26 protein-coding genes are annotated in these 26,155 nt (G+C 68.1%); 11 read left to right on the top strand and 15 right to left on the bottom strand.

The window, feature by feature from the left end:
* The first annotated feature begins 4 nt into the window (after window positions 1-4).
* From ACFSCW_RS16260 to ACFSCW_RS16245, 4 genes are read left to right on the top strand one after another with little or no spacing between them, the layout of a single operon-like run.
* The gene (locus tag ACFSCW_RS16260; protein WP_380891385.1) at window positions 5-997 is read left to right on the top strand and encodes a YihY/virulence factor BrkB family protein; all 993 of its coding nucleotides are present in this window, start codon (window positions 5-7) and stop codon (window positions 995-997) included.
* Window positions 994-1,797: an enoyl-ACP reductase FabI gene (gene fabI / locus ACFSCW_RS16255; protein ID WP_380891382.1), complete on the top strand. Its 804-nt coding sequence runs from the start codon at window positions 994-996 to the stop codon at window positions 1,795-1,797. The genes ACFSCW_RS16260 and fabI overlap by 4 nt, the downstream gene beginning before the upstream one ends.
* Entirely contained in the window at window positions 1,797-2,858 is a 1,062-nt protein-coding gene (gene aroC / locus ACFSCW_RS16250; protein ID WP_380891380.1) for a chorismate synthase, read from the top strand. The genes fabI and aroC overlap by 1 nt, the downstream gene beginning before the upstream one ends.
* Window positions 2,859-2,909: 51 nt before the next feature.
* The gene (locus ACFSCW_RS16245; protein ID WP_380891377.1) at window positions 2,910-3,164 is read left to right on the top strand and encodes a hypothetical protein; all 255 of its coding nucleotides are present in this window, start codon (window positions 2,910-2,912) and stop codon (window positions 3,162-3,164) included.
* A gap of 116 nt (window positions 3,165-3,280) precedes the next feature.
* On the opposite strand, the gene ACFSCW_RS16240 is transcribed toward ACFSCW_RS16245, so the two are convergent.
* From ACFSCW_RS16240 to ACFSCW_RS16225, 4 genes are all read right to left on the bottom strand, one after another.
* Complete coding sequence (locus tag ACFSCW_RS16240) at window positions 3,281-4,153, bottom strand: LOG family protein (RefSeq protein WP_380891374.1); 873 nt, start codon at window positions 4,151-4,153, stop codon at window positions 3,281-3,283.
* Window positions 4,154-4,191: 38 nt separating this feature from the next.
* A complete protein-coding gene (locus ACFSCW_RS16235) occupies window positions 4,192-4,842 on the bottom strand; it encodes an extensin-like domain-containing protein (RefSeq protein WP_380891371.1) in 651 nt (216 codons plus the stop codon).
* A 131-nt stretch (window positions 4,843-4,973) separates the two neighbouring features.
* A complete protein-coding gene (locus ACFSCW_RS16230; protein ID WP_380891370.1) occupies window positions 4,974-5,678 on the bottom strand; it encodes a cistern family PEP-CTERM protein in 705 nt (234 codons plus the stop codon).
* 212 nt (window positions 5,679-5,890) lie between these two features.
* Window positions 5,891-6,550: a PEPxxWA-CTERM sorting domain-containing protein gene (locus tag ACFSCW_RS16225; RefSeq protein ID WP_380891367.1), complete on the bottom strand. Its 660-nt coding sequence runs from the start codon at window positions 6,548-6,550 to the stop codon at window positions 5,891-5,893.
* A 243-nt stretch (window positions 6,551-6,793) separates the two neighbouring features.
* On the opposite strand from ACFSCW_RS16225, the gene ACFSCW_RS16220 reads away from it, so the two are divergent.
* The 3 genes from ACFSCW_RS16220 to ACFSCW_RS16210 all read left to right on the top strand — a co-directional run bounded on the left by ACFSCW_RS16220 (window position 6,794) and on the right by ACFSCW_RS16210 (window position 10,923).
* Entirely contained in the window at window positions 6,794-7,978 is a 1,185-nt protein-coding gene (locus ACFSCW_RS16220; protein WP_380891365.1) for a phosphoserine transaminase, read from the top strand.
* A 149-nt stretch (window positions 7,979-8,127) separates the two neighbouring features.
* Window positions 8,128-9,708, top strand: a complete 1,581-nt coding sequence (serA, locus tag ACFSCW_RS16215) for a phosphoglycerate dehydrogenase (protein WP_380891363.1) — start codon at window positions 8,128-8,130, stop codon at window positions 9,706-9,708.
* A 111-nt stretch (window positions 9,709-9,819) separates the two neighbouring features.
* Window positions 9,820-10,923: an ATP phosphoribosyltransferase regulatory subunit gene (locus tag ACFSCW_RS16210; protein ID WP_380891361.1), complete on the top strand. Its 1,104-nt coding sequence runs from the start codon at window positions 9,820-9,822 to the stop codon at window positions 10,921-10,923.
* 1 nt (window position 10,924) lies between these two features.
* Here ACFSCW_RS16210 and ACFSCW_RS16205 read toward each other — a convergent pair whose 3' ends face one another.
* The 3 genes from ACFSCW_RS16205 to ACFSCW_RS16195 form a co-directional block, all read right to left on the bottom strand.
* Window positions 10,925-11,809 (bottom strand): alpha/beta hydrolase, encoded by an 885-nt coding sequence (locus ACFSCW_RS16205; protein ID WP_380891359.1) that lies wholly within the window; start codon window positions 11,807-11,809, stop codon window positions 10,925-10,927.
* Window positions 11,810-11,848: 39 nt separating this feature from the next.
* Window positions 11,849-13,849 (bottom strand): threonine--tRNA ligase, encoded by a 2,001-nt coding sequence (gene thrS, locus ACFSCW_RS16200; RefSeq protein ID WP_380891358.1) that lies wholly within the window; start codon window positions 13,847-13,849, stop codon window positions 11,849-11,851.
* 105 nt (window positions 13,850-13,954) lie between these two features.
* Window positions 13,955-14,479 (bottom strand): hypothetical protein, encoded by a 525-nt coding sequence (locus ACFSCW_RS16195; protein ID WP_380891357.1) that lies wholly within the window; start codon window positions 14,477-14,479, stop codon window positions 13,955-13,957.
* A gap of 196 nt (window positions 14,480-14,675) precedes the next feature.
* On the opposite strand from ACFSCW_RS16195, the gene ACFSCW_RS16190 reads away from it, so the two are divergent.
* The gene (locus ACFSCW_RS16190; RefSeq protein WP_380891355.1) at window positions 14,676-14,930 is read left to right on the top strand and encodes a DUF6356 family protein; all 255 of its coding nucleotides are present in this window, start codon (window positions 14,676-14,678) and stop codon (window positions 14,928-14,930) included.
* 18 nt (window positions 14,931-14,948) lie between these two features.
* On the opposite strand, the gene ACFSCW_RS16185 is transcribed toward ACFSCW_RS16190, so the two are convergent.
* Genes ACFSCW_RS16185 through ACFSCW_RS16175 form a run of 3 tightly spaced genes read right to left on the bottom strand, consistent with a single transcriptional unit; the run spans window position 14,949 to window position 16,748 of the window.
* Window positions 14,949-15,494: an LptA/OstA family protein gene (locus tag ACFSCW_RS16185; protein ID WP_380891354.1), complete on the bottom strand. Its 546-nt coding sequence runs from the start codon at window positions 15,492-15,494 to the stop codon at window positions 14,949-14,951.
* Complete coding sequence (gene lptC, locus ACFSCW_RS16180; RefSeq protein ID WP_380891353.1) at window positions 15,491-16,138, bottom strand: LPS export ABC transporter periplasmic protein LptC; 648 nt, start codon at window positions 16,136-16,138, stop codon at window positions 15,491-15,493. The genes ACFSCW_RS16185 and lptC overlap by 4 nt, the downstream gene beginning before the upstream one ends.
* On the bottom strand, window positions 16,131-16,748 hold the full coding sequence (locus tag ACFSCW_RS16175; RefSeq protein WP_380891352.1) for a ribonuclease D: 618 nt from the start codon (window positions 16,746-16,748) through the stop codon (window positions 16,131-16,133). Before ACFSCW_RS16175 ends, lptC begins: the two co-directional genes overlap by 8 nt.
* 210 nt (window positions 16,749-16,958) lie before the next feature.
* Here ACFSCW_RS16175 and ACFSCW_RS16170 point away from each other — a divergent pair, with 210 nt between their 5' ends.
* Entirely contained in the window at window positions 16,959-17,720 is a 762-nt protein-coding gene (locus tag ACFSCW_RS16170) for a cold-shock protein (protein ID WP_380891351.1), read from the top strand.
* Window positions 17,721-17,737: 17 nt separating this feature from the next.
* On the opposite strand, the gene ACFSCW_RS16165 is transcribed toward ACFSCW_RS16170, so the two are convergent.
* From ACFSCW_RS16165 to ACFSCW_RS16145, 5 genes are all read right to left on the bottom strand, one after another.
* Entirely contained in the window at window positions 17,738-18,430 is a 693-nt protein-coding gene (locus tag ACFSCW_RS16165) for a DJ-1/PfpI family protein (RefSeq protein ID WP_380891349.1), read from the bottom strand.
* Between the two features lie 114 nt (window positions 18,431-18,544).
* Window positions 18,545-21,922: a chromosome segregation SMC family protein gene (locus ACFSCW_RS16160; RefSeq protein ID WP_380891348.1), complete on the bottom strand. Its 3,378-nt coding sequence runs from the start codon at window positions 21,920-21,922 to the stop codon at window positions 18,545-18,547.
* Between the two features lie 264 nt (window positions 21,923-22,186).
* Window positions 22,187-22,930 (bottom strand): thioredoxin domain-containing protein, encoded by a 744-nt coding sequence (locus ACFSCW_RS16155; RefSeq protein ID WP_380891346.1) that lies wholly within the window; start codon window positions 22,928-22,930, stop codon window positions 22,187-22,189.
* A gap of 12 nt (window positions 22,931-22,942) precedes the next feature.
* Window positions 22,943-23,596 carry a thioredoxin domain-containing protein gene (locus ACFSCW_RS16150; protein WP_380891344.1) on the bottom strand — a complete coding sequence of 218 codons (654 nt, stop codon included), beginning with the start codon at window positions 23,594-23,596 and terminating at the stop codon, window positions 22,943-22,945.
* Window positions 23,596-24,114: a DUF721 domain-containing protein gene (locus ACFSCW_RS16145; RefSeq protein WP_380891342.1), complete on the bottom strand. Its 519-nt coding sequence runs from the start codon at window positions 24,112-24,114 to the stop codon at window positions 23,596-23,598. Before ACFSCW_RS16145 ends, ACFSCW_RS16150 begins: the two co-directional genes overlap by 1 nt.
* Before the next feature lie 49 nt (window positions 24,115-24,163).
* On the opposite strand from ACFSCW_RS16145, the gene mutY reads away from it, so the two are divergent.
* On the top strand, window positions 24,164-25,186 hold the full coding sequence (mutY, locus tag ACFSCW_RS16140) for an A/G-specific adenine glycosylase (RefSeq protein ID WP_380891340.1): 1,023 nt from the start codon (window positions 24,164-24,166) through the stop codon (window positions 25,184-25,186).
* Window positions 25,180-26,055: an NAD(+) diphosphatase gene (gene nudC / locus ACFSCW_RS16135; RefSeq protein WP_380891338.1), complete on the top strand. Its 876-nt coding sequence runs from the start codon at window positions 25,180-25,182 to the stop codon at window positions 26,053-26,055. The genes mutY and nudC overlap by 7 nt, the downstream gene beginning before the upstream one ends.
* Window positions 26,056-26,155: the final 100 nt, after the last annotated feature.

The following is a 26,155-nucleotide window of genomic DNA, read 5'->3' as shown; positions in this document are numbered from 1 at the left end:
CCTCGTGGTCACCGCCGAACGCGAAATCGAGGCCGAGGGGCCCGCCCCGCAAACCCCCGAAGCGCGCCGCCGGCGGCTGCTCAAGGCGCATATCAAGGTCGATGAGACGCTCGCGCACCTGAAGCCGGGCTCGCGCTTCCGCGTCATCCTCGGCCGCTCCTTCGCCGGCGTCTGGAACGACGGCTTCATCCATGCCGGCAACATCGCCTATCTGACCCTGCTCTCGATCTTCCCGTTCTTCATCGCCGTCGCCGCCCTCGCCCACGCCTTCGGCCAGGGCGAAACCACCGCCCGCGCGGTCAGCGAGTTTCTCGCCCAGGTCCCCCGCAACGTGTCCGACGTGCTGCAAAAGCCGATCGACGACGTGCTACTCGCCCGCTCCGGCACGCTGCTCTGGCTCGGCGCGCTCGGCGGGCTGTGGAGCGGCGGGGGCTTCATCGCCACCATCAAGGACATCATCTACCGCGCCTATGGCGTGCGCAGCGAAGCGCCGTTCTGGCGCGCCCGCCTCCGCTACACCGCGACCGTGATCGGATCGGTCGTGCTGGTGCTCTTCTCGTTCGTGCTGCAGGCCGTGCTGACCGCGATCCAGGAAGCCATCTCCCGCTTCTTCCCCTTTGTCGACGAAACCCTGTTGCTCACGATCAATGCGATCAAGCTGATCCCCGGCCTGTTCATCTTCGGCGCATTCTACTTGCTGTTTCTGGTCATCACCCCCCGCCGCTACCGCGGCCGCCATTGCCGCAAATGGCCGGGTCCGTTGTTCGTCGCGGCCTGGTGGCTGCTGGTGACGGCACTGCTGCCCGTCGTGCTTGGCCTGTTCAGCAATTACGACCTGACCTATGGGGGGCTCGCGGGCGTGACGATCACGCTGATCTACTTCTTCACCATCGGCCTGGGGCTCGTCTTCGGCGCGCACTTGAACGCCGCACTAGCGGTTGTTCCGCGGAGCGCGCTAAGGGAGCCCCAGGCACAACCGGAGGAACCGGCCGAGTGAATGAATTGATGAAGGGCAAGCGCGGCCTGATCATGGGCCTGGCGAACGAGCGCTCCCTCGCCTGGGGCATTTCCAAGAAACTGCGCGAAGCGGGCGCCGAGCTCGCTTTCAGCTATCAGGGCGAAGCGCTGGAAAAGCGTGTGCGCCCGCTCGCAGCCGAGCTCGGCTCCGACTTCCTGCTGGATTGCGACGTGTCGGACATGGCCGCGCTCGACCGCACCTTCGAGGAGCTCGCCGCACGCTGGCCGACGATCGACTTCGTCGTCCACGCGATCGGCTACACCAACAAGGAAGCGCTGCGCGGCCGCTATTACGACATCGGCCTCGACGATTTCCTGATGACGATGAACATCAGCGTTTACAGCTTCACTGCCGTCGCCCAACGCGCAGCGAAGATGATGGCGCCGGGCGGATCGCTGCTGACGCTCTCCTATTACGGCGCCGAGAAAGTCGTGCCGCACTATAACGTCATGGGCGTCGCCAAGTCCGCGTTGGAAACCAGCGTCAAATATCTGGCAAACGATCTTGGCCCCGACGGCATCCGCGTGAACGCGATCTCGGCCGGACCGATCAAGACGCTTGCCGCCTCCGGCATCGGCGATTTCCGCTACATCCTCAAATGGAACGAGCTGAACGCGCCGCTCCGCCGCAATGTCAGCATCGAGGATGTCGGCGGCGCCGGCCTCTATCTGCTCAGCGACCTCGCCGCGGGCGTCACCGGCGAGACCCATCATGTCGACGCCGGCTACCACGTCGTCGGCATGAAACAGGTCGACGCCCCGGACATCGCGCTCGCCTGATGAGCTTCAACAGCTTCGGCCGCGTTTTCCGGTTCACGACCTGGGGCGAGAGCCACGGGCCAGCGATCGGCGTCGTGGTCGATGGCTGTCCGCCGGGGCTCTCGCTCTCCGAAGCCGACATCCAGCCCTGGCTCGACAAGCGCCGGCCGGGCCAGTCGCGCTTCACCACGCAGCGGCAGGAGCCGGACCAGGTCCGCATCCTCTCCGGCGTCTTCGAAGGGCGGACCACCGGCACGCCGATCAGCCTGATGATCGACAATGTCGACCAGCGCTCCAAGGACTATTCGGACGTGGCGCAAGCCTATCGCCCCGGCCACGCCGACTATGCCTATGACGCCAAATACGGCTTTCGCGACTATCGCGGCGGCGGCCGCTCCTCGGCGCGCGAGACGGCATCGCGCGTTGCGGCCAGCGCCGTCGCGCGGCTGGTGATCCCTGAAGTGACGATCCGCGCCTGGGTCAGCGAAGTCGGCGGCGACGCCATCGCGAACTTCGACGCCGACCAGATCGCCGCCAATCCCTTCTTCTGCCCCGATCCCGAAGCCGCGGCGCGCTGGGAAGCCTCGATCGACGCCGCGCGCAAGGCCGGCTCGTCCTTGGGCGCGGTGGTCGAATGCGAGGCGACCGGCGTCCCTGCCGGCTGGGGCGCGCCGCTTTACGCCAAGCTGGATTCCGAGCTCGCCGCCGCTGCGATGTCGATCAACGCGGTCAAAGGCGTCGAGATCGGCGACGGCTTCGCCGCGGCACGCCTGCGCGGTGAAGAGAATGCCGACCGCATGCGGCCCGGCACCGGCGCCCCCGATTTCGACAGCAACCATGCCGGCGGCATCGCCGGCGGTATCTCGACCGGTCAGCCGGTGCGCCTGCGCGTCGCCTTCAAGCCGACCAGCTCGATCCTGACTCCGGTCGAAACCGTCACTCGGTCGGGCGAAGCCGCCGAGATCGCCACCAAAGGCCGCCACGACCCCTGCGTCGGCATCCGCGGCGTGCCGGTGGTCGAGGCGATGATGGCGCTGGTCCTCGCCGACCAGAAATTGCTCCACCGCGCCCAGTGCGGGTGAACGCGGAACCGTCGCGCCTGCCGAAAGCTTGATGCTCCGAGGAGAAGCATCATGCGCATCCTGATCGCCGCCGCCGCCCTGCTGCTCGCCGCGTTCCAGGCCCCGAGCCCGTCGCCGACGCCCACGCCAAGCCCGACCGCGACCCCGTCCCCCAGCGCCAGCCCGACCCCCTCGGCGCATCCGCCCGCGCCCGATCCGGCGACGCTCGCCAATACCGAGCACGGCAGCCGCCAGCCCGACCGCAACCCGGACAACAGCGCCGCTGACACCCGCGACGACCAGCCCCCGCCGCATGCCCAGGATTAGCTTAGCAACAGGATCGTCCATCCCGAAGTCGAGAGACGCACTGAATAACCTACGTGTTCTTAGAGAGTGCGTGCCTCGACTTCGCTCGGCATGGACGGTTTGAGGTGCCCTAGCCCTCAAGCCGCCAAGGGCCGGTCGCGCCACCATTTGCGGACGTATTCCCAACCCTCTTCCGCCGTCTCGACGAAGTGGAACAGGTCGAGGTCTTTCCGTGAGATCACGCCTTCCTCGGCCAGCGCCTCGAAATCGACGACGCGCTCCCAGAATTCGCGGCCGTACATCAGCACCGGGATCGGCGAGACCTTGCCCGTCTGGATCAGCGTCAGCAGCTCGAACGTCTCGTCGAACGTGCCGAAGCCGCCGGGGAACACCGCCACCGCCCGCGCGCGCAGCAGGAAGTGCATCTTGCGCAGCGCGAAATAGTGGAACTGGAAACTGAGCGACGGTGTCACATAGGGGTTGGGCGTCTGCTCGTGCGGCAGCATGATGTTGAGGCCGATCGATTCCGCCCCGACCTCTTCCGCGCCGCGATTGGCCGCTTCCATGATTGAGGGCCCGCCGCCCGAGCAGACGACGAAGTGCCTTTTGCCCTCCAGGTCGCGCGGGCAATGGCTGGCGAGCTGCGCCAGCTCGCGCGCCACATCGTAATATTTCGCCTTGGCGATCAGCCGCTCGGCGACGCGCTTGCCGAATTCGTCGGTCGCCGCTTCGCGCAGCACTTCCGCCTTGGACGGCTCGGGGATTCGCGCAGAGCCGTAGAACACGAAGGTCGAGGCGATCCGCGCTTCGTCGAGCAGCAGCTCCGGCTTCAGCAGCTCGAGCTGGAAGCGGACGGGCCGCAGATCCTCGCGCAGCAGGAAGTCGGTGTCCTGGAACGCCAGCCGATAGGCCGGGTGCGTGGTCTGGGGGGTCTGGGTGAGGTTCTTGGCGGCTTCCGCCTCGTCTTGCGCGTTCGGAAAGACGCGCGCCGGTACTCTTGTGTCAGTCATAAGCGGCCGGGCTTAGGCCCATCATAGTTAACGGGCAATCACCGGCAGAACGGGCCGCGCCCCATGTCGAGGTGAAAATGGTCGGCGTGGAGCGCGTTGTAATCCGGGCTGAGCACCGTCTTGAACCGCCGGCAGGCGGATGTGTGGATCGCGACGAGAAAGCTTTTCACGCCCGGATCCGGCGAGGCCCAGTCTTGCCGGATCGTCACGCGCCGTCCGTCCTTCAGCAGAAAGCCGCTGACGTCCACGGCATTGGCGGTCGCATGCTCGGAGCGGTTGCCGCTCTGCCGGCTGTTGATGTTGCGGCACGAATAGCTGCCGAACGTCTCCACGCGCGCCAGGTCGCTGCCCAGATACAGCCGCGCCGCCGGCATCACGCCGTTGCGCACCCACGCCGTAAACGTCGCCGCCAGCGGACAGCTCATCGCGCCCAGATTGCCGATCGGCACGCCGGCTTCGGTCAGCCTGACGCTCGCAAAGGTGAAACAGCCGCCGCCATAATCGCGGTCGGGCAGCGGCTCGAACCGGGCGAGCTGGCCCAGATTGGCGAGGCAGACGCGTGTCTGCGGCGAATCGATCGTCAGCCGGTTGGGCGGCTGCGGCGCCGGCGCACGGCGTTCGTCGACGCCGCCCGTGCACGACGCCAGCAACAGCCCTGCCACAAGGATCGCCCGATCGCGCCGCCCCATGCCACGGATCGTGTCACGCCGGCCGCGGCATGGGAATCGCCCGCGCGGTCAGCCGTGCGGCGCCTGAGTCGAAGCGCAACAAAAAAGGGGCGGCCGAAGCCGCCCCTTCCGCTGTACGAGAGACCAAGGTCTCAGGCGTAGGTAACCGCGGTGCGCTGACGGCGGCGCGCGGCGGCGCCGATCAGGCCGAAACCGCCGATCATCATCGCCCAGGTCGCCGGTTCGGGCACCGCCGCGATGGTGCCGAGGCCCGAGGCCGAACCGCCGCTGATGCCGAGCTGCGTCGAGTTCAGCGCCTGGTAGCGAACCGAGAAGTCCGACAGGGTGACCTTGTCGATCACGCTGTTGAAGACCAGCGAGAAGGTGCCGTTCGCGAACGCGCCCTTGGCAAGGCCGCTATTGCCCTGCGCCCCGGTGCAATTGTTCGTCTGGCCGGCGTCCTTGAAGCAAAGATCGATCGAGGCGAGCCCGTTCGGCTGGTTGCCCGACGCCGTGATGTTGAACTGGTCGTTCGCGCCCGTCGACACACTCGAAACGTTCGGATCGGTGTTGAAGCCGAAGATGACGAGCTGGGTCGAATCGATCGGCGCCGACGACGTGTTCGTCAGCTTGTAGCTGAAATTATACGCATTGCCGACGCGGCCGAGAAAGCTGAAATCGATCTTCGCGGTCAGGCCAGGCAGCGGCGCTTGCGCCGCGCTGGTGAAGCCGTTGAAGTTCATCGTAAAGGTCTTCGGCGAGCCGGCGTTGAGAACGACGGTCGCCGCCGACGCCGGTGCGGTAAGACCGATCGCCGCGGCACCAGCCGCAGCGAGGAACGCTGTTCTGAAATTCATAAAACCCCCGATTACAAAAAGTTAAGCGACAAGCGCCCGTTTTCATCTTTTGTTTGGATCGGTTCTACAGGTTTTACCGGACGGCCGATAGTAAAAGAATCGTTAATTCCGGTCACGCACGAGGCCGTTCCACATCGGGACAGTCGCCAAAGCTGAGAATACTGCAAAAAAAGGGCGCCCGGAGGCGCCCTTTTCTGTCGTAGCCCGATGTTTCAGGCAAAGGTGACAGTCGTGCGGTGACGCCGCCGCGCCGCTGCGCCGAGCAGACCGAAGCCGCCCAGCATCATCGCCCAGGTCGCCGGTTCCGGCACGGCCGCCGCAACGCCGCCCAACCGGACCTGCTTCATCGACTCGGTGACCGCGTCTTGCGGGCTCAGCGTCACGCGGAAGCCGGTGAACACTTCGCCGGCATTGCCGACGATCCGGATGCGGTTCTCGCCATTGCCGTCGAGCGCCAGGGTTGCGGTGCCGATCACGCCCCCACCAAGGCCGAAAGCCTCGACGAACACGCTGTTCGCTTCAGGCGGCGGCGGGTTGCCCGGGTTGCCGGGAAGCTGGAACTCGGCTGCGGTGAAAGTGAAGCCGCTCGCGATGTTGACGCTGGTCGTGCCCCGCAGGGTGCCGCCGGCATTGGTCGTGGACGATTGGCCGCTCGCATCCTTCAGCAGACCGAGGATGTTCGCGAACGTCACATCGACATGCGTCTGGTTCGTCTGGCCGGTCACGGTCGGCGACGCCACGGACGTCGACGAGGAGAACAGCACATTCTCGGCCGTCTGCACATTGTTGAAGTCGATGATGACCGCGGCAGCGGAAGGAGTAGCGCTGACGAGGGCAGAGGCAGTAGCTAACAGGAAGAGTGTCGTTTTCATAAGAAAACCCCCCAGATCAACAAGTTTGCGCGCCGACCCAGTGATTTTTGCTCTTCGTTAACCATCCTATAGCTTATCCGCCCGAGTCGCGGAAACGAAAATACTGCAGCCTATATTAGCGTCTGGCGCCGTCCCGGATCGGGACGAAATCGGCCCCTCGTTGACATCGCGCGATCCGCCGCTAAGGCCGTCGGCGGGCCACGCCGTCCCAACGCGGCGCGCGCTCTCTGCGAGGAGAGATACATGACTGATGTTGTTGCCGAACCGACGCCCGAAGTGCGTCCGGACCGCCCCACCGAAAAGCCGAATCGCCCGTATTTCTCGTCGGGCCCGTGCGCCAAGCCGCCGGGCTGGGCGCTCGAAAGATTGCCGCACGGATCGCTCGGCCGCTCCCACCGCTCGAAGCTCGGCAAGAGCCGGCTCCAATACGCGATCGACCTCACCCGCGAAGTGCTGCAGGTGCCCGACACGCACCGCATCGGGATCGTCCCCGCGTCGGATACCGGCGCCGTCGAAATGGCGATGTGGTCGATGCTCGGCGCGCGGCCGGTCACGCTTCTCGCCTGGGAAAGCTTCGGTGAAGGTTGGGTCACCGACGCGGTCAAGCAGCTTAAGCTCGATCCCAAGGTGCTGAAGGCGCCCTATGGCGCGATCCCCGACCTCGCCGCGGTCGATTTCACCAACGATGTGATTTTCACCTGGAACGGCACCACCTCCGGCGCCCGCGTGCCCGACGGCGACTGGATTCCGGCCGGCCGCGAGGGCCTGACCTTCGCCGACGCGACCAGCGCCGCCTTCGCGACGCCGCTTCCCTGGGACAAGCTCGACGTCACCACTTTCAGCTTCCAGAAAGTGCTGGGCGGCGAGGGCGGCCACGGCGTCCTGATCCTCGGCCCCCGCGCGGTCGAGCGGCTGGAAAGCTACACGCCGGCCTGGCCGCTCCCGAAGATCTTCCGCATGACCAAAGGCGGCAAGCTGATCGAAGGCATTTTCCAGGGCGAGACGATCAACACGCCCTCGATGCTGGTGATCGAGGATTATATCTTCGCGCTGGAATGGGCGAAGGGGCTCGGCGGCCTCGAAGCACTCGTCGCTCGCGCCGACGCCAACGCCGCCGCGGTCGACGCGATCGTGGAAGCCTATGACTGGCTCGACCATCTCGTCGCCGATCCGGCGATCCGCTCGAACACCAGCGTCTGCCTGAAGTTCGCGGATTCGGCCGTCGCCGGCGCGGACGAAGCGGCGCAGCTCGCGCTCGTCAAGAAGCTGGCCGCCCTGCTCGAAGCCGAAGACGCCGCCTACGACGTCGCCGGCTATCGCGACGCCCCTCCCGGCCTGCGCATCTGGTGCGGCGCCACCGTGGACACCGCCGACATCGAAGCCCTCGGCCCTTGGCTCGACTGGGCGTGGCATTCGATCCGCGCGTGACAATCAGCCCCTCTCCCGCTTGCGGGAGAGGGTGGCGAGCGAAGCGAGACGGGTGAGGGCAGTCCTCACCCTTACCCTCACCCTCCCAGCGCCAAAGCGCTGGGCCCCTCCCTCTCCCGCAAGCGGGAGAGGGGCATAAGGAACCCCAAATGCCCAAAGTCCTCATTTCCGACAAAATGGACCCCCGCGCCGCCGCCGTCTTCAAGGAGCGCGGCCTCGAGGTCCACGAAAAGCCCGGCCTCTCCAAGGAAGAGCTAATCGCGATCATCGGCGACTATGACGGCCTCGCCATCCGCTCCGCGACCAAGGTCGGCCGCGACATCCTCAATGCCGCGACCAACCTCAAGGTCGTCGGCCGCGCCGGTATCGGCGTCGACAATGTCGACATCCCCGCCGCCTCGGCGAAGGGCGTGGTCGTGATGAACACCCCGTTCGGCAACTCGATCACCACTGCCGAGCACGCGATCGCGCTGATGTTCGCGCTCGCCCGCGACATCCCGGAGGCCGACCGCTCCACCCAGGCCGGCAAGTGGGAAAAGAACCGCTTCATGGGCGTCGAGGTCACGGGCAAGACTTTGGGCCTGGTCGGCGCCGGCAATATCGGCTCGATCGTCGCCGAGCGCGCGATCGGCCTGCGCATGAAGGTCATCGCCTACGATCCCTTCCTCTCCGCCGAGCGCGCCCGCGATCTGGGCGTCGAGAAAGTGACGCTTGAGGAATTGCTCCCCCGCGCCGACTTCATCACGCTTCACACCCCGCTCACCGACCAGACCCGCAACATCCTCAGCCGCGAGAATCTGGCAAAGACCAAGAAAGGCGTCCGCATTATCAACTGCGCGCGCGGCGGGCTGATCGACGAAGCGGCGCTGAAGGACGCGCTTGATTCCGGCCATGTCGCCGGCGCCGCATTGGACGTGTTCGTCGAGGAGCCGGCCAAGGAATCGCCTTTGTTCGGCACGCCCGGCTTCATCTCGACCCCGCACCTCGGCGCCTCCACCAGCGAAGCCCAGGTCAACGTCGCCATCCAGGTCGCCGAGCAGATGTCGGACTTCCTGCTGACCGGCGCCGTCGTCAATGCGCTCAACATGCCGTCGGTCTCGGCCGAGGATGCGCCGCGTCTGCGCCCCTATATGGCGCTCGCCGAAAAGCTGGGCAGCCTTGTCGGCCAGCTCGCGCATGGCGGCCTGACCAAGATCAATATCGAGGCCGAAGGCGCCGCCGCCGAGCTCAACCAGAAGCCGATCACCGGCGCGGTGCTCGCCGGGCTGATGCGCGTCTATTCGGACACGGTGAACATGGTGAACGCGCCCTTCCTCGCGAAGGAACGCGGTCTCGACGTCCGCGAAGTGCGTCACGACCGCGAAGGCGATTACCACACCCTCGTCCGCGTCTCGGTCGCGACCGAGGACGGCGAGCGCTCGGTCGCCGGCACCCTGTTCGGCGACCAGAACCCTCGCCTCGTCGAGCTGTTCGGCATCAAGGTCGAGGCCGACCTCGCCGGCCCGATGCTCTATGTCGTGAACGAGGACGCCCCTGGCTTCATCGGCCGCATCGGCACCGCCTTGGGCGACGCCGGCGTCAACATCGGCACCTTCCACCTCGGCCGCCGCGCCGCAGGCGGCGAAGCCGTGCTGCTGCTCTCGGTCGACACGCCGGTCCCGCAGACGACGCTTGACCAATTGGCGAAACTGCCCGGCGTGAAGCGGGTGAAAGCGCTGCAATTCGATTGATCTCCAAACACGGTTTGGCCTGAGCCTGTCGAAGGCCTCCCTTTCTTTATGCCGAAGAAGAAGGGAGGGCTTCGACAAGCTCAGCCCAAACCGGCTAGGAGCGCATGCGAAATGACCACCGCCCTCCTCCCCGAAGGCCTGCGCGACCGGCTGCCGCCGCAGGCCGAGGCCGCCGCCGCGATCCTGCGCGCCGCGCTCGATGCGATCCGCGCGCACGGCTATGAACGCGTCGCGCCGCCGCTCGCCGAATATGAGGAATCGCTGGTCGGCCGCCTTAAATCCGGCACCGCGCGCGACCTGCTGCGCGTCGTCGACCCTCTTTCCCAGCGCACCCTCGCGCTCCGCCCCGACATCACGACGCAAGTCGGCCGCATCGCCGCGACGCGCCTCGCCCACCGCCCGCGCCCGCTGCGGCTCAGCTATGGCGGGCCGGTCGTGAAGCTGCGCGCCTCGCAGCTCCGCCCGGAGCGCGAAATGACCCAGATCGGCGCCGAGCTGATCGGCAGCGACAGCGCCGCCGCCGCCGCCGAGATCGTCGCGCTCGCGGTCGAGGCGCTCGCGGCGGCCGGAGCAAAGAGCATCACCGTCGACCTGACGCTTCCCGATCTGGTCGACACGCTCGCCGCCGGTCCGCTGCCGCTTGGCGCAGCCGAGGCGCAGCGCATCCGCGAGCTGCTGGACGCCAAAGACGCCGGCGCCCTCGCCGCGGCGGGCGCAACCGCCTATCTCCCGCTGGTCGAAGCGGCCGGACCGTTCCCGCAGGCAATCGAACGCCTCCGCGCTTTCGACAGCACCGGCGCGCTCGCCTCGCGCCTTAGCGCGCTCGAAGCCGTCGCCGCCCGGCTCGACGGCATCGCCACGGTCACGCTCGATCCGACCGAGCGCCACGGCTTCGAATATCAAAGCTGGCTCGGCTTCTCGCTGTTCGCAGAAGGCCTGACCGGCGAAGTCGGCCGCGGCGGCGCCTACACGATCCTGCACGAAGACGGCCGCGAGGAACCCGCAATCGGCTTCTCGATCTACCCCGACCCCCTGCTCGACCTGATCGCCGACGATCAGCCCGCGCGCCGCCTCTTCCTCCCCCTCGGCCACGACCGCGAAGCCGCCGCCGCTTTGCGCGCCCAGGGCTGGATCACCGTCGCGGCACTCGACGAGTCCAGCCAACCTGCCGGGTGCACGCATGTGCTGGCGGGACGGGAACCGCGCGTGATTTGAGTTACCGCCGCCGCACGCGCTGCATCTGCGGAAACACGCGCCCCAGGAACGCGTCGATTTCCGCCGTCGCCTTGTCCAGCCGGCGGCCGATCTCGTCGTTGAGGCGCAGGTGGGTGGTGCCGGGGATGGTCGCCGTTTCCACCTGAGCGCCGGCGCCAATCAGCCCTGCCGCAAGCTCGCTGCCTTGCGCCTGCGCGAAGCCGTTATTGACGTCGGCGAGGATCAGCCACGCCGGTGCGTTCGGCGGCTCGGTCTGCGTCACCGGCGACAGCGCCGATTGCCGCGCCGGATTGTCGCCGAAGGTCGGGCGGAAATAATGCTCGACGGTCGGGTCGCCCCGGCTGGCGAGCAACGGCGGCAGGTCGAGCCCGCTCGGATCGAGCAGCACCGCCGCCCTGACCGTCTCGAACGGCACGCCCGCATCTTTAAGCCAATGCGGATCGGTCGCGAGCAGCGCCGCCATCTGCGCGCCGGAGCTATGGCCGATCAGCACGATCCGCCCCGGGTCCACGCCTTTCGCACGGCGCAGCGCGGCGACCGCCTGCGCCAGATCCTGCATCTGCTGCTCGGCAGTCGCGCCGGGCGCCAGCCGGTAGCCGGCGGTCGCATAGGCATAGCCGAGCCCGGTCCAATGCTCGGCCTGCATGCCGCCCGCTCCCGCCTTCGGCGTCCCGGCGATCCAGCCCCCGCCATGCACATAGACGATCAGCGGTGCGCGGCCCGCCTTCTCGCGCACGAACAGGGTCGCAGCCTGCCGCTCCGCCGCCCCGTAGCGCACCTCGTGCGCCACGACCGGCCCCGCCACCAGCACATGCAGCCCCCGTTCGGCGACCACCGCCGGGGTGGCGAGGCCAAGAAGGGCTGCGGCGATCGCGGCTGCAAACATCTCGCTCGCCCTCATTCCCTTCCCCGCTCGGGCCGAGTGTCAGCTCCGCGCCAGGTCCGGCGGGACGGCTTCGGCCTTGAGACGCGCGATCACCTCGTCGAGCGGCAGCACTTCCTGCCGCGCGTCGGCGCCGAGCGGCCGGAGCGCGACGGTGCGTTCGTCCGCCTCGCGCTTGCCGACGACCAGCAGGTACGGGACCTTGGCCAGCGAATGCTCGCGCACCTTGTAGTTGATCTTCTCGTTGCGAAGATCGGCTTCGGCGCGCAGGCCCGCGGCTTCCAGCGCGGCCTGGACTTCGCGGGCATAATCGTCGGCGTCGGAGACGATCGTCGCCACCACCGCCTGGGTCGGCGCCAGCCAGAGCGGGAATTTGCCGGCATGGTGCTCGATCAGGATGCCGATGAAGCGCTCGAACGTGCCGAGGATCGCGCGGTGCAGCATGATCGGGCGGTGGCGATTGCCGTCCTCGCCGACGTACGACGCGTCGAGCCGGTCGGGGATCACCGTGTCGGTCTGCAGCGTGCCGACCTGCCAGGTGCGGCCGATCGCGTCCTTCAGATGGAACTCCAGCTTCGGCGCATAGAAAGCACCTTCGCCGGGCAGCTCCTCCCAGCCGAATTCGGGCGTCGCGCGGCCGGTCGCGGCCACGGCGTCGCGTAAAGATTGCTCGGCCCAGTCCCACATCTCGTCCGATCCGAAGCGCTTGTCGGGACGCAGCGCCAGCTTGATCGCGTAACTGGGAAAGCCCAAGTCCTTGTACACGCTGTCGAGCAGGTCGCAGAACATGCGGACTTCCTCGACCAATTGGTCGGCGCGGACGAAGATATGGGCGTCGTCCTGGGTGAACTGGCGCACCCGCATGATGCCGTGCAGCGCGCCGTGCGGTTCGTTCCGGTGACAGCAGCCGAACTCGGCCATGCGGATCGGCAAGTCGCGATAGGATTTGATGCCCTGCTTGAAGATCAGCACGTGCGCGGGGCAGTTCATCGGCTTCAGCGCCATCAGGTCCGCGTCGCCGGAGAGGATCGGCGCGTCGTCTTCGGTGGACGGAATCTCGTCCGGCACGACGAACATGTTCTCGCGGTACTTGCCCCAGTGGCCGGACTGCTCCCATTGGCGCGCGTCCATCAGCTGGGGCGTCTTCACCTCGGCATAGCCGGCCGCGTCGAGCCGGCGGCGCATATAGGCCTCGAGCTGGCGCCACAGGATGAAGCCCTTGGGGTGCCAGAAAACCGAGCCCTGCGCTTCGCTCTGCAGGTGGAACAGGTCCATTTCCGCGCCGATCTTGCGATGGTCGCGCTTGGCCGCTTCCTCCAGCCGCGTCAGATGCTCCTGGAGCTGCTTTTTGTTGAGCCAGCCAGTGCCGTAGATGCGGCTGAGCATCGCGTTGTTCTGGTCGCCGCGCCAATAGGCGCCGCTGACGCGCGTGAGCTTGAACGCCTGCGGGTCGAGCTTGCCGGTGGAGGGCAGATGCGGCCCCCGGCACATGTCGAGCCAATCGCCGGCGCGATAGATCGTCAGCTCCTCGCCCGCGGGCAGCTCGCCGGCCCATTCGGCCTTGAACGTCTCGCCATGCTCCTTGAAATAGGCGATGAGCTGGTCGCGCGTCCAAACCTCGCGAACAAGGCGTTCGTCGCGCGCGATGACGCGGCGCATCTCTTCCTCGATCGCGGGCAGGTCTTCCTCGGTGAACGGCCGGTCCTTCGGCGCGAAATCGTAATAGAAGCCGTCCTCGGTCGCCGGGCCGAAGGTGATCTGGGTGCCGGGAAAGAGGTTCTGCACCGCCTCCGCGAGCACGTGCGCATAGTCGTGGCGGACGAGCTCCAGCGCATCGGCCTCGTCGCGAGAAGTGATCAGCGCCAGCTCTGCGTCATAGTCGATCGGCCGCCCGAGATCGCGCACCTCGCCATTCACCTTGGCGGCCAGCGCCGCCTTGGCGAGCCCCGGCCCGATCGCCGCGGCGATGTCGGCCGCGGTCGTGCCCGGCGCAACCTCGCGCGCGGAGCCGTCGGGAAGGGTGATGCGGATCATCTCTGACATGGCCGGGGCATGTAGCGAGGGGCGGCGCGCGTCTCAACCTCGGCGTGGGTGATGCTCGATTCCAAAGAGAACGCCGCGAGTGTCAGCGCAGCCGGCCCAAGCGGTTCAGCAATCCCTTTTGCGTGTTGAACCTAAACCTCTCTTGCCGAACAGCACACCTTCCGCATTCTTGGTCCAACCCGATGACGAGTGCCAGATCGCGGATTGCCCCATGAGGAAGGAGAATTTGTCATGGCTGATTTGGCGCATGGTGCCGACTCGAAACTGCGCGCCCAAGAGGCGCATACCTTCGAGCCAATCGGGAAACACGGCAATGGCAGGTAACTGCATATCCTTGTAAGCGGGCAACCGCGGATCGATAATCCGCGACAGTCGATAATTAACGGCCTGCCGCATGGCGTCCGCGAACTCGCTCTTGAACAGGTGCGACTTCTTGAACTCCCAACCGAACGTCCAATTGGTCAGGCGGCAGCGCGATACCGCGTCAATCCGCATGAGGTTGCCGTCAGCATTCATTGCTTCGACCTCCTGGATGAAGTCGAAATAGCAAGAGAGGCCGTCGACAATTGCGGCGCGAGCGAAAGGTTCAGCGACGTAGCGGCGACGGCTGTCGTCCTTCGACTTGGGCATTGCTCAACCCGCTCCACCCGGCGAAGCGCAACAGCGCTCGATGCGACGTGCCAGCGTTGCTCGCATCCGGCTCTCTGCACAACACGGTAATCGAACGCTACGAGCGGTACGGCGATCAGGAGCGAACGTAAGTTGGCCTGTCCTAAAGCGCCCCGCTCGTGCTAGGCGGCGGCATCATTCAACGACGAGCGGGCCAATGTTCAACAAACTGTTCCGGGACCATCCGAGCGAAGTCGGCGAGAGCTACGGCGAGCATTTCGCGGCGGCGGGCGGCTTTGGGGTGAAGATGATCGTGGGCGGCATCGCCTGCGTCGTCCATGCGGTCGTGCCGGGCGTTTTCATCACCACCGGCAGCGGGACGGTCAAAAAGCTCTACGACCAGATGGTCGCGAAGCGCGCCGCCAAGCGGGAAGCCAATATCGAGATGCGCTCGATCGAATGGGTGATCTGAGCGCCTAAAGCGCGGGCGTCAGCCGCCCTTGCGCTGCGGCACGCTAAAGCGGCCGGTCACGCGGCCGCCACTGCCGCCCGAGACGGTGCCGGGAGCGCCGCCGACCGCCGATCCGTCGACCACCGCGCGGCCGCTGTCGAGATCGATCACCAGCCGGCCGCCGCGCACCGTATTCGCGCCCTGCTCCAGCGTGACGCCGCCCGTCATCGTGATCAGGCGGCGGTTGAGATCATAGACGGCGAAGGCGCCGCGCGCGGTTTCCGACGGACTGCGCACGGTGACGCCGCCGGCTGCATCGAGCCGCTGGATCTGCACGCCGCCGGGACCGCTGCGATTGGCATAGGCGACGGTCAGCCGCGCCGCGTTCAGGGTCAGCTCGGCCTGCACGGCGCGGACATTGCCGGCGAAGATCGCGCGATCGGCGCGGTCCTGCACCTCGATCCGGTCCGCCTCGACATCGACCGGCGCGTTGGTGTTGTGGCCTTTGAGCGCCTGCGCGACCAAAGGCGCTGCGAACGCCAGCGCGGCACCGAATGCGCTTCCCAAGATCAGCCTGCGGATCATCGTGACCCTCTGGCCGCTCCCTGGACGATGTGCAAGCGGGTGCGGCCGCTAAGCTGCACGACGCGCTCGCCCAGATTGGCGGCGATGCGGCCGCCGCTGAACGTGCCCAGCGGCATCTTGCCGTCGACGGCGCCGTTGCTCGCCATGGTGCGGGACTTCAGGTCGACATCGACGTCGCGCGTCAGCAGGCGATAGCCGTCGGCGGACTGGTAGACGACCGGCCCTTCGACGCGCACCTGTTCCTTGTCCATGTCGTAGCGGGCGCGGTTGGCGCGGAGCATGCCCGGGCCGTCGCGCATGGCGAGGCTGGCCGACAGGTCCTGCAGATGGACGATCGGCTCTTTCGAAGTCATCTGCACCGCCGAGCCGGCGCGCAGCGCAAAGGCTTGGCCTTTCGAATCCTCGCCGCGATAGAGCGCCTCGGTCACGCGCAGCCGCTCCTTGGCGACCTGCACCTTGTTCTTGTCGAGCACGAAGCTCATGTCGCCGGCGATCGTCAGCGGCGCGATTGACAGGAAAGCGACCAGCGCGCCGATCCCCATCGGCAAGGTCATCCGCAGCCAGCGAATCACCTTGTCGTGCGCGCTGCCGGGAATCGCCCAGCGCCGGCGCTCGTCCTGCGACCGGATCGCGGCTTCAGACATGGGCGAAGATGTCCACCTCCGGCCAGCCGGCGAGATCGAGCTGCGCGCGGGCGGGCAGGAAATCGAAACAGGCCTGGGCAAGCGCGGTGCGGCCTTCCCGGGCGAGGCGGCGGTCGAGTTCGTTCCGGAGGCCGTGCAAATAGCGCACGTCGGACGCGGCATATTCCTTCTGCGCGTCGCTGAGCACCGGGCCGCCCCAGTCCGAGCTTTGCTGCTGCTTCGAGATTTCGCTTCCGAGCAATTCCTTGACCAGATCCTTCAGCCCGTGCCGGTCGGTATAGGTGCGGACCAGCCGCGACGCCGTCTTGGTGCAATAAACGGGCGCGGCGGTGATGCCCAGGTAGAGCTGGATCGCCGCCAGGTCGAAGCGCGCGAAGTGATAGAGCTTCAGCCGATTCGTGTCGGCGAGCACGGCCTTCAGGTTCGGCGCGGCATAGTCGCTGCCGGGGGAGAAGCGCACGAGATGCTCGTCGCCGCGCCCGTCCGAAATCTGCACCACGCAGAGCCGGTCGCGGTGCGAATGGAGCCCCATGGTTTCGGTGTCGACGGCCACCGGCCCGTCCGCCAACGTGCCCGCGGGCAGGTCTTCTTCATGAAAATGCACGGCCATATCCGCCCAAGGCATAGGCGGTGGCGGCTGAACGCTCAATGGCGAAGCGCGTCTTCACCATGGCTGTGGATTATTTCGTTCGCCGGATGAACGAATCTTCGCTATGGAGATTCGTGGGCGTGTCTATGGGGTATGCGTCTCAAGGACTTGGCGTGCGCGCCCGGCGCGTGGGGTTCTGACGGATTTTAGTTGGGCGACCGGAAGGTAAGAATGGGTTTCGACAGAGGTAAACGGGGTCCGCGCGGCGGCAAGGACAAGCGCGACGGTTTCGGTGACGAGAACTACGGCGGTTACAGCGAATCGGGCGGCAGCCGTTATGGCGGCGGCGGTTTCGGCGGCGGTGGCGGCGGCTTTGGCGGCCCGCGCGGCGGCGGTTTCGGCGGCGGCGGCGGTGGCGGCGGCTTTGGTGGCGGTGGCTTCGGCGGCGGCCGTGGCGGCGGCATGCCCCAGCAAGTGATCGGCGAAGGCACGGGCGTCGTCAAATTCTTCAACGCGCAGAAGGGCTTCGGCTTCGTCGTGCGCGATGATGGCGGCGAAGACGTGTTCGTCCACATTTCCGCGGTCGAGCGCGCCGGCCTCACCGGCCTGGCCGAAGGTCAGCCGCTCGGCTTCACGCTCGTCGATCGCGGCGGCCGTGTCTCGGCGACCGACCTGAAGATCGAGGGCGAGCCGCTCCCGGTCACCGGCGGTGGCGGCGGCGGTCGCGAGGATCGCGGCAGCGCCGGCGGCGGTGGCCCGCAGCGTCAGCTCACCGGCGAAAAGGCCAGCGGCACGGTCAAGTTCTTCAACGCGATGAAAGGCTTCGGCTTCATCCAGCGCGACGACGGACAGCCGGACGCTTTCGTCCACATCTCCGCCGTCGAGCGGGCCGGCATGCCGAGCCTGAACGAAGGCGACCGGCTCGAGTTCGAGCTGGAAGTGGACCGCCGCGGCAAATACGCCGCGGTGAACCTGGTCCCGCTTCAGTCCTGATCCGATAAGGCCCCGCCCTAACCGGCGGGGCCTTTTTCGTTCAGGCGATCGGCCGCCGCCTGATAGCGCGCAGGCCGGTCGGCGGCGTGCTTCGCGACCAGCGCATTATATTTCGCGAGCGTCTGCGCATCCGCTTTCTCCGGCGACCCTGAATCGAAGGGCGGCGCCGGATCATATTCCAGGCTGAGCTGCACGAAGCGGGCATGATCCTCGCCACAGAGGCGGCCGACCAGCGCCAGCCCGAAATCGATGCCCGCGGTGACGCCGCCGCCGGTGACGCGGTTGCGATCGAACACCACGCGCTCCTTCACCGGAATCGCGCCGAACGCGGCGAGCCATTCGTGGCTGCCCCAATGCGTCGTCGCGCGGTAGCCGCGGAGCAGCCCCGCCGCGCCCAGCACCAGCGCGCCGGTGCACACGCTCGTCACCCACTGCGCCCCGTCCGCTGCCTCGCGGAGCCAGGCGAGCGTGGCTTGGTCCTCCATCGCGCCGGTAATTCCGAAACCGCCGGGCACGCACAGGACGTCCGGCTGCGCAGCGGTGTCGAACGTCGCGGTCGGGAGGAGCGGGAAACCGGCATCGGTCGGCACGGGATCGAGGGTCTTGGCGACGAGTTCGATAGTCGCTCCCGGCATACGCGACAGGACCTGCGCGGGACCGGTCAGGTCGAGCTGCGTCACGTTGGGGAAAAGGAGGAAGGAGATGTGCATGGCGTTCTCCTCCCCTCCCGCTTGCGGGAGGGGCCGGGGGTGGGAATGTTCGTCACATTGCTGCGCGTTTGAGGCTTTTCCCACCCCTAACCCCTCCCGCAAGCGGGAGGGGGACTACTCCGCCGCCAGCAATTCCTCCGCGCCGCCCAGATCCACCGAGACCAGCCGGCTCACCCCGCGCTCGACCATCGTCACGCCGAACAGGCGGTGCATGCGGCTCATGGTGACCGCGTTGTGGGTGACGATCAGGTAGCGTGTGTCGGTCTCGGTGACCATCGTGTCGAGCAGGTCGCAGAAGCGCTCGATATTGGCGTCGTCGAGCGGCGCGTCGACTTCGTCGAGCACGCAGATCGGCGCGGGGTTGGTGAGGAACAGGCCGAAGATCAAAGCCACCGCGGTCAACGCCTGCTCGCCGCCGGAAAGGAGCGTGAGCGAGCCGAGCTTCTTGCCCGGCGGCTGCGCCATGATCTCCAGCCCGGCTTCGAGCGGATCGTCCGAATCGACGAGCTGCAGATAGGCCTCGCCGCCGTTGAACAGCCGCGCGAACAGGCGGCGGAAATGGCGGTCGACTTCCTCAAACGCCGCCAGCAGCCGCGCGCGGCCTTCGCGATTGAGGCTGCCGATCGAACCCCTCAAACGATTCACGGCCTGCGTCAGCTCGTCGCGTTCCGCGACCGAGCGCTCGTATTCGGTCTCGAGTTCGCGCAGTTCCTGCTCGGCGATCAGGTTGACCGGGCCCAATCGCTCGCGGTCGAGATTGAGGCGGTCGTGGCGGGCGGATTCCTCTGCGGGATCGCGAACGTCGGCGGAGGCGAAGCCGATCCGTTCCGGCAGCACCGGCGGCGGGCATTCGAAGCGCTCGCCCGAGACACGGCCCATTTCGACGCGGCGCAGATCGGCGGCTTCGGCGCGGGCGACGGCGCCCGCACGCACTTCGCGCGCCTGGGCGAGCGCTTCGCCGGCCTGGGCCAGCGTTGCCTCGCCCTCGCGGACGCGGGCTTCGGCGGCGCGTTCCTCGGCGGCGAGAGCCTCGGATTCGGTGCGGGCTTCGGACTGGCGCGTGTCGAGCGCGGCGATCTCGGTGCGGAGCGCGTCCGGCGTGTCGGCGAGTGCTGCCAGTTCGGCCTCGGCGGCGCGTTCGCGGCGGGCCATTTCCTCGATGCGCCTGGCGGCCTCGCCGGCGCGGGCGCGCCAGGATTTGACTTCGGCCTGGGCGGCAGACTGGCGCTCGCGATCGGCGGCGACGGCGCGGTCGAGCGTGGCGGCAAGCGCGCGCTTTTCGGAGACAGCGGCGCGGGCCGCCTCGCTTTGCGCGGACAGCGATGCCACGAGTTGGGCGGTGGCCTGGCCGTCGGGCAGCGCGGCGAGCTTTTCGTTCGCGGTCTCGGCCTCGCGCGCGGCCTCGTCGCGTTCGGCGGCGGCGCGTTCGCGGCGGGATTGCAGCTCCGACCGGCGCGCGGCGAAACGCTCGATCGCGGCTTCGGCAGCGTCTTCCTCGCGAGCAGCGGTGCGCGCCTCAGCCTCGGCCTGGGCGAGCGCCCGGCGGGCTTCGTCAGCCGCGGCCTTGGCCGTGGCGAGGCGCGCGGCGACGCTGTCCATCGCGATCTGCGCCCCGGCGACCGCCTCGCGCGCTTTCGGAAGCGCAGCGCGGAGAGCGTCGAGGCGGTTGGCGCGGATCAGGCGTTCGGCGGCGGCCGCGCCCGAGTCCGTGGCGGCGAAACCGTCCCAGCGGCGCATGGCACCGTCACGCGTGACGAGCTGCTGGCCCGGCGCGAGGGCGCGGCCATGGTCCACGTCAGCGACCGCGATCTGGGCGAGGCGGCGGGCAAGGGCGGGCGGGGCGGTAACGTGCTGCGCTAGACTGTCGGCGATGGGCGCATCCGCCGTGAGCGGCGTCCAGTTGGCGAGCGCGGTTTCCAGCTCGTCGCCGAACGCGGCGGCAAGCGCGCGTTCATAGCCGGGCGCGGCGCGGACATGATCGATCAGCCGGTCGCCGGACGCCCGCTGCAGCGCCTTGTCGAGCGCGGCGGCTTCGCTTTCGAGCGCGGCGAGCGCGGCGCGCGCAGAGGCGAGTTCGGCCTCGGCGCGCTCGCGATCGGCCGCAGCGGCGGCACGCTCGGCTTCGCTGCATTCGATGCGTTTCGCGGCTTCGGCACTGGCCGCTTCGGCGGCGGTGCGGCGGGCGGCGGCAGCGTCGCGTGCTTCGGCGAATTCCGCACCGGTGCCGAGCTGGCCAATCTCGGCCTCGACCCGCGCAAGTTCGGCCTGAGCACGAGCGAGACGCGTCTGCGCCGATGCGACCGCCGAGCGCGCGATCTGCGCCTCGGCTTGCTCGCGCGCCTGAGCGGAGACAGCCTGAGCGAGCGCGACTTCCGCGTCGCGGGCAGAGCTTTCGGCAGCCGCGACTTCGGCAGCACGCGCGGGGCGGCTCGCTTCGGCCTCCGCGATGCGCGTGTCGAGCGCCTTGGCCTCGGCGGACAGGCGGGCAATCGCTTCGGCGGCGTCGTTGGCGAGCGAGCCTTCGCGCTCGCGGTCGCCGGCGAGCCGCTCGCGCGCCTGCGCCAGTTCGGCGAGGCGGCGTTCGGCCGACGCCAGCTCAGCGCGGGCCGTGGCGAGCTTGTGGCCAATCTCGTTCGCGCGGTCGCGCGCGGCCTGGGCTGCGGCGCGGGCATCGCCGAGCTTGCGAGTCGCCTCGGCGTTCCACGCGGCGGCGGCGCGCTGGGCCTCGGCGAGCTGGGCGACCCGTTCCTCGGCGGCGGCGGCGTCTTTCTTCGCGGCTTCGGCCGCCTGGGCCGCTTCGCGCCAGCGCGCGAAGATCAGCCTCGCCTCGGCGATCTTGATCTCGGCAGAGACGGCCCGGTAGCGCTCGGCCGCGCGCGCCTGCCGCTTCAGCTGGCCGGCACGCGTTTCCATGTCGGCGATCAGCTCGCCCAGCCGCGTGAGGTTGGTCTCGGTCGCGCGGAGTTTCTGCTCGGCGTCCTTGCGGCGGACGTGCAGGCCCGCGATTCCCGCCGCTTCCTCCAGCATCGCGCGACGCTCGGTCGGCTTGGCGGCGATGACGGCACTGATCCTGCCCTGGCTGACGAGCGCCGGCGAATGGGCGCCGGTGGCGGCGTCGGCGAACAGCAGCGCCACGTCCTTGGCGCGGACGTCGCGGCCGTTCAGGCGATAGGCGGAGCCGGCGCCGCGCTCGATCCGGCGGACGACTTCGAGCTCGCCATCGTCATTGTCGGCCTTTTCGGCAAAAAGCTGGACTTCGGCGAAGTCGCGCGCCGGGCGCGTCGCGGTGCCGGCAAAGATCACGTCCTCCATGCCGCCGCCGCGCAGGGACTTGGCTGAGCCTTCGCCCATCACCCAGCGCAGCGCTTCCAGCAGGTTCGACTTGCCGCAGCCATTGGGGCCGACGACGCCCGTCAGGCCGGCCTCGATCCGCAATTCGGTCGGATCGACGAAGCTTTTGAAGCCGCTGAGTTTCAGCCGCTTGAACCGCAAAGACCTGCCCCTACTGACCGGCCCCGAGCTTATCGCGCCCGCGCGCGCGGGAAAGGGCGGGGACGGGGTTTATCCCCGGAAAAGAGTCCAAACGGGCCGGAAACGAGTCGGGTGGAGGCGGAGAACATCCTCCCCTTCGAGGGGAGGTGGCGCGCGCAGCGCGACGGAGGGGTGTCGGCGGTGGAGAATATTCTCGAACGGGGACACCCCTCCACCAGCCTTCGGCTGGTCCCCCTCCCCTTGCAGGGGAGGATGTCAGGGAATTTACGCCCCCGCTTCTTTCAGCTTTGGCTCCAGCTGTTCCCAGGTGCCGACATTCTCGAGCATCTTGCCGTTGATGATGAAGGTGGGCGTGCCCGGGATCGGCAGGGCGTTCGCCTTTTGCTGCATGTCGACGAGCTTATCGACCGACGCCTTGTCGGAGAGACATGCGTCGAGCTTGGCCTGCGGGATGCCGCGCTGCTTGGCGAACTGATCGATGCCGGTCAGCGCCGCGACGGCCTTGAACTGCTCGGCGGGGCTCAGGCCCTGCAGGCGCTGCTGTTCGGCGGGCGGAACGGCCTGAAGCTTGTCGAAGATCTGCGACTGCTGGGTGAAGGCCTGCTCGGTCATCGCGAAATACGGGTCGGGGCCGCCGCAGCGCGAGACGAGCGTCGCGGTCATGTCGACGAAGTCGCGGACATAGTTGCGCGCTTCCAGACTGACGGTGCCTTTCTTCACGTACTCGCGGAGCTTGGGAAAGCCCTTTTCCTCGAACTCCTTGCAGTGCGGGCAAGTGAGCGAGAGATATTCGACGACCTTCACCGGCGCGTTCGGGTTGCCCATCACGAAGCCGCCTTCGGGCGTGGCCGACACCACCTCGGTCCAGTCCTTGCCGGCCGGCGGCGGCACGGCGGCGGCGCTGCCGCCCGCCGCGGCCGGGGCGGCGCTGTTGTTGCCCGCGCCCTTGTCGCACCCGGCGAGCGCCAGCGCGGCGGCGCCCAGCGCCAGCAGGTAGGTCTTGGTCATTCGTCTCTCCGTCTAGTTCTTGAGGTGCGGCTGCAGCGCCGCCCAGCTTGCGGTGTTGTCGATGCCCTGGCCGTTGACCAAGAAATAGGGCGTGCCGGCGATCTTGCGCTGCTCCCATGCTTCGGTCGTCATCGCGAGCACCGGCTTCTGCGCCGCTGCGTTCGCGATGCAGGCGTTGGCCTGGGCTTCGCTGAGGCCCACCACGGCGGGGAGGCCGGCGCCCTTGGCGAGCATCTGGAGCTGCTGGCCCTGCGGCAGCTTGTTCAGCGCTTCGCGATTGTCGTCGATGTACTTGGCGCCCGCTTCGAACCAGCTTTCCTGCGTCGCGAACAGCTTTTCATGGACCGCGAAGAAGCGGGTCGGGCCGGTGCAGCGCGCGAGCAGCGTGGCGGCGAAGTCGATCGGGTCGCGGACGGCATGGCGCACTTCGATCGCGGTCGAGCCGTTCGCGACATATTTCTGGCGAAGCGTCGCGGCGGCTTCGTTGGTGAAGTGGGCGCAATGCGGGCAGGTATAGCTCACATATTCGACGAGCCGCTGCTTCGCTGCCGGATTGCCGAGCACGAACGCGCCCTGCGGGGTCTGCGTGACGCGATGGGTCCAGTCGGTCGCGGGCGCGGCGGCGACCAAAGCCAGCGCGGCGGCGATAGCGCCAAGCAATCTCACTATTTCACTCTTCCGATCACGGGGATGGTTTCCGAAGTGGCGATGCCGCGGGCGAGCGATTCGAGCACCGCGCGCAGCTCCGGGTCGCCGACGGCGCGCAGCGAATCGCCGAGCTCGACCGGGACCGGCTGCAGCTCCGGCCGGGCAGGCTTGGGCGTGGCCTTAATGACGACGCCCTGGCGGATCGCGACCTTCTCGACCGCAGGATAGCCGAAGAAGCGGTTCACCCGCTCGACGATCTCCGGCAGCACATGCTGCATCATCGGCGCATGGGCGCCGGCGACCGTCAGGGTCAGCGTGCCGTTGGCGCGCTTGCCTTGCGGGAAGCGGATCGATTCGGGCGCTGAGACGCCGGCATAGCGGACGCCGACGATCTCGGCCCAGCGGCTGACGATCGCGTGCTGGACGAAGCCGAATTTGCGGAAACTGGCGCGGCCGGCATCGGGCAGCAGCTCGGACACGCGGCGGGCGCGGCCGGTGCGGGGGGCTTCACTGTCCTTTTGCTTGCGACCGCTCATTCGGTTGAGGTCATTGCCACAGCTCCCCCGAACCGTCCATTGGGTCGATGTGATCGCCGACAAGCTTCTCCACTGGTACGATCGGCATGCGCGGGTGTTGCCGTGGCGGAGCCCGCCGGGCGGGGCGGCGCCGGACCCCTATGCGGTGTGGCTGTCCGAAGTGATGCTGCAGCAGACGACCGTGGCGGCGGTGAAGCCCTATTACGAGCGCTTCCTCGCGCGCTGGCCGACGGTGGAGGCGCTTGCCGCCACGGAAGACGCCGAGCTGATGGCTGCCTGGGCGGGGCTTGGCTATTACAGCCGGGCGCGGAATCTGCTCGCCTGCGCGCGGGCGGTTGTGACGGAGCATGGCGGGCGGTTTCCGGCGAGCGCGGCGGCGCTGAAGCGGCTGCCGGGGATCGGCGACTATACCGCCGGCGCGATCGCGGCGATCGCGTTCGGCGAGAGCGCGGCGGTGGTCGACGGCAATGTCGAGCGGGTCGTCGCCCGGCTGTTCGCGCTCGAATCGAAAGCGGCGGTGCGGGAGCAGGCTGCCGCGATCACGCCCGCCGCGCGGCCCGGCGACTATGCGCAGGCGATGATGGACCTGGGCGCGACCATCTGCACGCCGAAGCGCCCGGCCTGCGGCATCTGCCCGTTGCGCGAGGACTGCCGCGCCTTCGCCCGCGGCACGCCCGAGGCCTTTCCGGTGCGCGCACCCAGGGCGGAGAAGCCGCACCGGCGGGGCATCGTGTTCTGGGCGGAGGCGGAGGGCGACGTGCTGCTGGTCACGCGGCCGGCCAAGGGGCTGCTCGGCGGCATGCGGGCGCTGCCGACCGGCTCCTGGGGCGATGCGCCAAGCCTCGGTGAAGCCCCGTTCGCTGCCGACTGGCAGATGCTGAAGGGCAATGTGCGCCATGTGTTCACCCATTTCTCGCTCGACCTGTCGGTCGCGGTCGCATCCGTCGGGCGCGTCAATGCCGAAGGTGAATGGTGGCCGATCGCGCGGCTGGGCGAGGCGGGGCTGCCGACCGTGTTTGACAAGGCCGCGCGGCTCGCCTTGGAGAGCCGGATGAGCTTGATTGCATGCTGAGGCCCGGTTTCACCGGCTCGCCGCTCGACCGCGCCGACGCGCTCCGCAACGATCCCGACGCGTTCGGCGCGGCACTGTCCGACTGGCGCGCGCGGCTGCTGCGGCTCGACGGCATCGACCCGGTGCTGGACGAGCAAGGCCGGCTGAGCTGGGGCAGCCTTGCCGAAGCGCCGGAGGACGCGCCGCTCTTGCTGCTCGGCCTGATCGACGGCCGGCCGCATTTCGCCGCGCTGGATTACGACATGCCGCTGGGCGCGACCCGCTCGCCCGCGATCTTTCGCGCGCTGGGCGAAATGCCGCCCGAGGAAGCCTCTACCTATGCCGGCGCACGGAGCCTGATCGACTGGCATTTGCGGCACCGCTTCTGCGCGCGCTGCGGCAGCGGCGACACCGCGATCCACCGCGCCGGCTGGGGCCGGAAATGCGGGAATTGCGGCACCGAGCATTTTCCGCGCGTCGACCCGGTCGTCATCATGCTCGCCGAGCATGACGGACGCGTCCTGGTCGGCCGCCAGCCGCAATATCCGCCCGGCCGCTATTCGGCGCTGGCCGGGTTCGTGGAGCCGGGCGAATCGGTCGAGGAAGCCGTCGCGCGCGAGCTGTTCGAGGAAGCGGGTCTGAAAGTCCGCGACGTGCGCTATGTCGTCAGCCAGCCCTGGCCGTTCCCGTCGCAACTGATGATGGCGTGCGTGGCGGCGGCGGACGACCCAACGCTGACCATCGACACGACCGAGCTGGAGGATGCGATCTGGGTCGATCGCGCCGGCGTCGAAGCGTCGATGGCGGGCGAACCCGGCGCGCCGTTCCTTCCCCCGCCCCCGTTCGCCATTGCGCATACCCTGTTCCGGTGGTGGCTGGAGCGGGAGTGAAGCCCCTCCCCTGAAGGGGAGGGGTTGGGGTGGGGCAGTCCACTTCCTCATACCTCGGCGTTTTGCTCGGCCTATCGGCCGAACCCCACCCCTTACCCCT

The organism is Sphingomonas tabacisoli (assembly GCF_042678385.1).
Taxonomy (GTDB): domain Bacteria; phylum Pseudomonadota; class Alphaproteobacteria; order Sphingomonadales; family Sphingomonadaceae; genus Sphingomonas_B; species Sphingomonas_B tabacisoli.
The sequence above is the reverse complement of the archived record's forward strand: the minus strand, read 5'-3'. Positions and strand labels throughout refer to the sequence as shown.